Source organism: Dietzia aerolata, assembly GCF_014144865.1.
GTDB classification, from domain to species: domain Bacteria; phylum Actinomycetota; class Actinomycetes; order Mycobacteriales; family Mycobacteriaceae; genus Dietzia; species Dietzia aerolata.
The window spans coordinates 2,407-8,910 of sequence record NZ_JAALDM010000322.1; the positions used below are offsets into that span (position 1 = coordinate 2,407).

Annotated in this window: 8 protein-coding genes and 1 tRNA gene; 4 read left to right on the plus strand and 5 right to left on the minus strand. The window is 68.2% G+C overall.

From position 1 onward, the window contains the following. The 3 genes from gluQRS to G6016_RS16030 form a co-directional block, all read left to right on the plus strand. Positions 1-896 (plus strand): tRNA glutamyl-Q(34) synthetase GluQRS (gluQRS, locus tag G6016_RS16020; protein WP_182633595.1); only part of this gene is annotated, 896 nt, incomplete at its 5' end. A gap of 225 nt (positions 897-1,121) precedes the next feature. Next, positions 1,122-1,982 carry a queuosine precursor transporter gene (locus tag G6016_RS16025; protein WP_182633596.1) on the plus strand — a complete coding sequence of 287 codons (861 nt, stop codon included), beginning with the start codon at positions 1,122-1,124 and terminating at the stop codon, positions 1,980-1,982. A gap of 45 nt (positions 1,983-2,027) precedes the next feature. Next, positions 2,028-2,411: a CHY zinc finger protein gene (locus tag G6016_RS16030; protein WP_182633597.1), complete on the plus strand. Its 384-nt coding sequence runs from the start codon at positions 2,028-2,030 to the stop codon at positions 2,409-2,411. Between the two features lie 4 nt (positions 2,412-2,415). Here G6016_RS16030 and G6016_RS16035 read toward each other — a convergent pair whose 3' ends face one another. Both G6016_RS16035 and tgt read right to left on the minus strand, forming a co-directional pair. After that, a complete protein-coding gene (locus tag G6016_RS16035) occupies positions 2,416-3,312 on the minus strand; it encodes a DUF6226 family protein (RefSeq protein WP_182633598.1) in 897 nt (298 codons plus the stop codon). Positions 3,313-3,373: 61 nt separating this feature from the next. Further along, entirely contained in the window at positions 3,374-4,660 is a 1,287-nt protein-coding gene (gene tgt / locus G6016_RS16040; RefSeq protein ID WP_182633599.1) for a tRNA guanosine(34) transglycosylase Tgt, read from the minus strand. A gap of 246 nt (positions 4,661-4,906) precedes the next feature. Between tgt and G6016_RS16045 the strand changes: the two genes are divergently transcribed. Next, on the plus strand, positions 4,907-5,578 hold the full coding sequence (locus tag G6016_RS16045) for a TetR/AcrR family transcriptional regulator (protein ID WP_182633600.1): 672 nt from the start codon (positions 4,907-4,909) through the stop codon (positions 5,576-5,578). Positions 5,579-5,600: 22 nt separating this feature from the next. On the opposite strand, the gene G6016_RS16050 is transcribed toward G6016_RS16045, so the two are convergent. The 3 genes from G6016_RS16050 to G6016_RS16060 all read right to left on the minus strand — a co-directional run. Continuing rightward, positions 5,601-5,691: transfer RNA gene (locus G6016_RS16050), tRNA-Ser, on the minus strand. A gap of 141 nt (positions 5,692-5,832) precedes the next feature. Next, positions 5,833-6,033, minus strand: coding sequence for a CsbD family protein (locus tag G6016_RS16055; RefSeq protein WP_182633601.1), 201 nt, complete (start codon positions 6,031-6,033; stop codon positions 5,833-5,835). Positions 6,034-6,180: 147 nt separating this feature from the next. After that, on the minus strand, positions 6,181-6,504 hold a 324-nt coding region (locus tag G6016_RS16060), incomplete at its 5' end, for a nucleoside deaminase (protein WP_182633602.1).

Sequence of the window (6,504 nt, forward strand, 5' to 3'; positions counted from 1 at the left end):
CCGGCGCCGGCCGCTACGCCCCCAGCCCGTCGGGCGACCTGCATTTGGGCAACCTGCGCACGGCGGTCATCGCGTGGCTGCTCGCGCGCGACTCAGGTCGGCAGTTCCGGATGCGCGTCGACGACCTCGACACCGCCCGCGCCCGCCCCGGCGTCGCGCAGCGCCAGCTCGCCGACCTGGCCGCGATCGGCATCGACTGGGACGGCGACATCTTGTGGCAGTCTCAGCGCTTCGATGCCTACGCCGCCGCCACCGCGCAGCTCACCCAGCGCGGGCTGGTCTACGAGTGCTACTGTTCCCGCCGCGAGATCGCCGAGGCCCCGCGCGCCCCGCACTCCCCGCCGGGCTCGTACCCGGGAACCTGCCGCGACCTGCCCGAATCGATACGCGAGCAGCGCCGCGCCGCCCTCGGGAATGGCCGAACCCCCGCGCTTCGGCTCCGGGCCGAGGTCACCGAGCTGACGATCACCGACCAGGTCCACGGCGACTGCACAGGGGTCGTCGATGACGTGGTCCTGCGCCGGGGCGACGGCGTGTGGGCGTACAACCTCGCCGTCGTCGTCGACGATGCCGCGCAGGGTGTCGACCAGGTCGTCCGCGGCGAGGACCTCCTGTCCTCCACGCCGCGCCAGGCCTACCTCGCCGATCTGCTGGGCGTCGCGCGGCCCGAGTACGCGCACGTGCCGCTCGCGGTGAACGCGGCCGGGGAGCGGCTCGCCAAGCGGGACGGCGCCGTCACCCTCGCGGATCTCGCCGAGGAGGGGACGACGACGAGGTCGGCCGTCGCCCGGATCGTGGCCTCACTCGGCGGACCGGACGGCGCGGACTCTATCGAGTCACTGCGCGGAGTAGTCACTCCCGAGAGTCTGCGCTCCGGTCCCTGGGTGTTCGACTGACCCGCAGGCCGATCCCCGCCCACCCGGTTGCACGACATCGAAGCCCGGTTGCCTGACACGGGGTGCGAATCTAAGGCCCTGAATCGCACCTCATGTCTTGCGACCGAGGAGGCATGTCGTGCAACTGCGACCGGACCCGCGGCAGTGTGCAGATGCGTCGCGCTGAGAAGCTGAATGCGCCGAGAATTAGGCTCCCACCGGCGTCGGCACGAATAATCGACGCCCGTGACCACTTCATCGCATCAGAATCCAGGATCCCGCGGGACTGGGCGGCCGGACGGGAACACTCCCGAGCCGGCGTCCAGCACCCAGACCCCCAACTCCACCGACGCCAGCCCGGCGGCCGCCCCTACCGCCGAATCCCGAGGCCGGGCCGTGTTCGCCGCGGTCGCGAGCCCGTACTACGGCTACCTGATCGCCCTGTTCGTCGGCGTAATGCTCATCAGCAACGTCGCCGGCACGAAGGGCGTCCTCCTCTTTCCCGACCTGGGCTTCGAGCTCGGGTTCCTCTCACTCGACGGATTCGTCACCGACGGCGCCTTCCTGCTCTTCCCGCTGGCCTACGTGCTCGGCGATGTGATCAGTGAGGTGTACGGCTTCAAGGCGATGCGCCGCGTCGTGATCTCGGGCTTCGCTGTCCTTGCGCTGGCCGCGCTGACGTTCACCATCACCGTGCAGCTTCCGGCGGCTCCGTTCTACGAGAACCAGGACGCGTTCGAGGCTGTCGCCGGCGTGGTCCCGCAGTTCTTCATCGCCGGCTTGGCCGGCTACGTGGTGGGCGAGCTCCTCAACTCGTACGTCCTGGTGTGGATGAAGCGTCGCTCAGGCGAGAAGAGCCTGTGGGTCCGGCTGCTCAGCTCGACGATCGTGGGCCAGCTCGTGGACACGATCATCTTCTGCACGATCGCCGCTCCGGCCCTGGGCATGGTGCTCGGCTCGGGCGACTACTGGAATTACGTGGTGATCGGCTTCGTATGGAAGACGCTGGTCGAGGCGGCTTTCATGCCGGTCACGTACCTGGTGATCGGCCTCATCAAGAAGCGCGAACCCACCTACCAGGCAGCGCTGGTAGAAGCCGCGCGCTGACTTACGCCACCTCACCGGCCGGGGCCGCGCTGGCAGACTCGGGGCATGACCTCGCCTGACGATTCCAGCGGCGGCCCCAGCAGCAGCCCCAGCGACGGCTCCGTCAACGGGTCCTCCGCTCGGGTCCTGGGCCCGGTGGTCGACGACCAGACCCGCTGCGTCCACTACGCGGGCCCGACGGATGTCATCGCGATCCGCTTCCATTGCTGCGGAGAGTTCTACCCGTGCTTCCGCTGCCACGCCGACACCGCAGACCATTCGCTGTCGGTGTGGCCGCGGGCCGAGTTCGACACCCACGCGATCCTGTGCGGCGCCTGCAAGACCACGCTCTCGATCACCGACTACCAGGCCACCGACGCCTGCCCCGGCTGCGGCGCCGGCTTCAACCCGGGCTGCGAGCTGCACTATCCGCTCTACTTCGAGAGCTGAATCCTTACCATCGCCTTCGCCTCTGACGACGCCCGGGCTCGTAAATCGTCCACCCGTGGCTCGACCGTGGTTGACCGCGTAGTCGACGGATCAGATTGTGGAGCCGCTCTCCCACGGCGGCCCAAGGTCCGCGTTCTGTGCTCGGCGGGAAGAGAGCACTGTCCCGATTCGGGATGCGAAGCGGTTCCCAGTCCGCCGCCCACGGTGCAGCGGTGAACTCCGCACCCGAACGTGAATCACCGACTGACGACCTGCCGGAGCCGTGGCCGCCGAACGAGGACTGGACGTGCCAGTCAGCTCTGGGGTCGACGATGAGCGAACCATCGACAACCGACAGCGTCCACTGGTCCAACTCCTCGAGCAGCCAGGCGGAACCCGAATCGCAGGCATCGCACCCGCAGCCAGGAAGTTCCGCGAGCACGAACGTCTCCTCGCCTGCGGCGATCTCAACGTTCAGCGTCGCTGTGGGATCCGTCGATTCGTACACGAGGAAAGACAGCGGCACCGCACCGTCAGCGCTCCTGTCAACAGTCGGCCAGAGGACCACGGTGGTCAGCGATTGCTCGTAGCTGCCGCGCCACTCAGTCGTCCGGTTCGTCTCACGCCGCGCCCACCCCCGCTCGACGAGCACCGCCACCCAGGCGTCAATCCGCGACTGGATGATGGCGAACTTGCCCGGGTCGAGGCAGCGGCTGTACTCCTTTTTAGCCGGAGACTGGTCAATTGGCCGTCCCGGCCACGGTGGCGTCTGCACGCCGGTAACCGCGAACGCGGCTTCAACCTCATCCAGGAGTTCACACGCCTGCACCGTCAACAGGGACGAATCGTCGGCCCACGACGTGGTACGGAGTTCGTTATTGCGCTGATGCCACCACGTTTCAGGTCGCAAACGATCCGTCATGCGCTCAGTCTTTCACCAGAGGCGGTCACTGCATCAAGGGCGCGGCGCAGTCGGGTCCGCCCTACTTCTTCCCCGCGTAGTACCGCCCCATGAACTCGGTCTTGTACGCCAGATACGCGTCCGGCCCGGCGGCCATCGCGGCCCGCACGTCGTCGACGAGCCGCACGACAAACGCCAGGTTGTGCAAGGTCAGCAGGGTCTGCCCGAGGAACTCCTTGGCCTTGAACAGGTGGTGGATGTAGGCACGCGAGTACTCTAGCGACACCTCGGAGAACCCGTTCGGGTCGAGCGGTGAGTGGTCGTGCCGGAACTGCGCGCGGGTCATGTTGACGCGACCGTCGAGGGTGTAGATGCCGCCGTGCCGCGCGAGCCGGGTGGGGGCCACGCAGTCAAACGTATCGGCACCGTTCTCTACGGCTGTAAAGATGTCGTCGGGTTCGCTGATCCCCAGCAGATGCCGCGGCCGGTCCTCGGGCAGTTCCTCGGTGCACCAGCCGACGATCGTGCCGAGGTTCTCCTTCTCCAGCGCGCCGCCGATCCCGTAGCCGCCGAACCCGCGCCTCCCCTCGGCTTCGGCGCGGTCGCTCATCTCCACGAGCCCGCGCACGGCCTGTCGCCGCAGGTCCTCGAACTGCGCACCCTGCACGACGCCCCACAGCGACTGCCCGGGCCGATGCGTCCGCTCCAGCGAGAGCCGCTCGTGCTCGTCGAGGCACCGCTGCGCCCAGCGCCGGGTCCGCTCGACCGATCTCTCCTGATACGTACGCGTGTTCATCAGCGTCGTGAGCTCGTCAAACGCAAAAATGATGTCCGCGCCGAGCCCATGCTGGATCTGCATCGACACCTCGGGCGTGAACCGGTGCCGCGAGCCGTCGAGGTGCGAAGTGAAGGTGACGCCGTCCTCGTCGACCTTCGCCAGGCGCCCCTGGTTCTTGTTCGTCGCCGAGTCATCCGGCTTGGCCGCCGCACCCGCCGACATCTCGATGACCTTCTTGAACCCCACCCCGAGGCTCATCACCTGGAACCCGCCGGAGTCGGTGTAGGTGGGCCCGGGCCAGCGCATGAACTCGCCCAGCCCGCCGGCGTCGTCGAGCACGCCGTGCCCGGGTTGTAGGTAGAGGTGGTAGGCGTTGGCCAACACCGCCTGCGCCCCGGTCGAGCGGACCTGGTCGGGCGTCAGCGTCTTGACGGTGGCCTTGGTGCCGACGGGGATGAACGCCGGCGTCGCGATGTCACCGTGCGGAGTGTGGATGACGCCCGTGCGACCGCCGGAGGTGCCGTCGAGGACCATCCGCTCCCCCACGTCGAAGGTGGTGGGGCGGGTGGAGGGGGGCGCGTGGTCCGACATGCGTCCATCGTGGCACGTCGCGCGCCCGCGCCAGGCGCGGCCCTCGGTGTTCGCCCCACCTAGGATGAGCGGTGGCGGTCGACCCCCGCGCAGTGGAGGGTGGGGGCCGGGACCGACACCCTCGCCGCCGCCGTGGCCGGGATCGAAACCGTGTCCACCGCTGCGGTCCGGGTTGCTGCCCCTTTTACAACGACGACAAGAACGACCACGACGACGACAACGACTTCATCAACGACAAGGTTTTCCATGACCGAGCCAGCGGGCCGGAGGCTTTCCCGGCAGGAGAGGCGATCCCAGCTGGTCGGGCTCGGTGTCCGGCTGCTGGAGACGACGCCGTTCCACGCACTGTCCCTCGATGACGTCGCGGAGCGAGCCGGTGTGTCGCGCAGTCTGATGTTCCACTACTTCCCCACCAAGCTGGATTATCTGACGGCGGTCGTCCAGTCCGCCGCTGATCACGTGCTGTCGCTGACGGAGGTTCCCGCGGGCGCGACCTCGGGCACGGGCACTGGGGCCGGCGCGGGCGCGGCTGCGGGGGCGGCGAGTGGCACGCGCGCGATCGTCACCGCGCTCGTGAGGTTCATCCAGCGTCGCCGCGACAACTACGTGGCCGTCCTCCGCTCCGGACGGTCGGTGGATCCGGCGCTGGAGAAGGTCGTCGACCACATGCACCGGACGATCAGCCTGCGCATCCTGTCCAGCATCGGTGTGGATGATCCGGCGCCGTTGACGCTGGTCCTTACGCGCGCCTGGTTGGCCGGGATCGAGGAGCTCGCGCTGCTGAGCGAGGAGTCGGGCCAGCCCCAGCCGGCGATCATCGACTCAGCACTCACGACCCTGTACGCGGTGGCGTCGTTGCCGGACTTCGAGGATCCGATCACCCGACCCGGCGAAATGACTCGAGCCCCGGATCTCTGATCGAGATCCGGGGCTCGGCCCTTGGCGGTGGCGGTGGGATTTGAACCCACGGTTGGGGGTTACCCAACAAAGCATTTCGAGTGCTTCACCTTCGGCCGCTCGGACACGCCACCGCGAAGTACGTTACTAGAAACGGGCCCCCGCATAAAAATCGGGCGGCCAGCGGCCCGTTACCTGGCGTTCAGCGACTCATCAAGGACCACCCTTGCGGGCACACCGTCGCGATTGGCATCGCGATGGGCGTCGCGGTGGGGTCAGTTGTTGCCGGTGATCTTGCTGGCGGCCTCGTTGGCCTTGTCCTTGAGCTTCTCGGCGCCCTGCTTGAGACCCGCGGAGCCCTGGTCTGCCTGGCCCTCGGCCTTGAGGTCGGCGTCACCGGAAGCGGCTCCGGCTGCCTCCTTGGCGCGACCGCCCAGCTCCTCGGCCTTGTTCGAGAACTTGTCTGCAACTCCCATGCGGCGCTCCTCACGAATTGCGGCGCCGGTGCCCGGCGCCTGTCGCCACCGACGATACTGAAGCCGGGTGAACGTTCCCACCGCTTGCGGTCACGATCACATCACCGTCGAACACGCCACCCGATCACCATCGGGCGCGGCATTCGTTCACCGTCGGGCACGGAAAAAGTCCTCGAGAATCTCGGCGCAGTCGTCCTCGAGAACCCCACCCCGAACTTCGGGCCGGTGCACGAGCCGACGGTCACGGACCACGTCCCACAGCGATCCGCACGCCCCGGTGCGTGGTTCCCAGGCACCGAAGATGATCGTCCCGACCCGCGCCGCCACGGCTGCGCCGGCGCACATCGTGCACGGCTCGAGGGTCACCACGAGCGTGCAGTCCTCGAGCCGCCAGCCGTCGCCCAGTGCGCGGGCGGCCTCGCGCAGGGCGAGCACCTCGGCGTGGGCGAATGGGTCGCCGTCGGCCTCGCG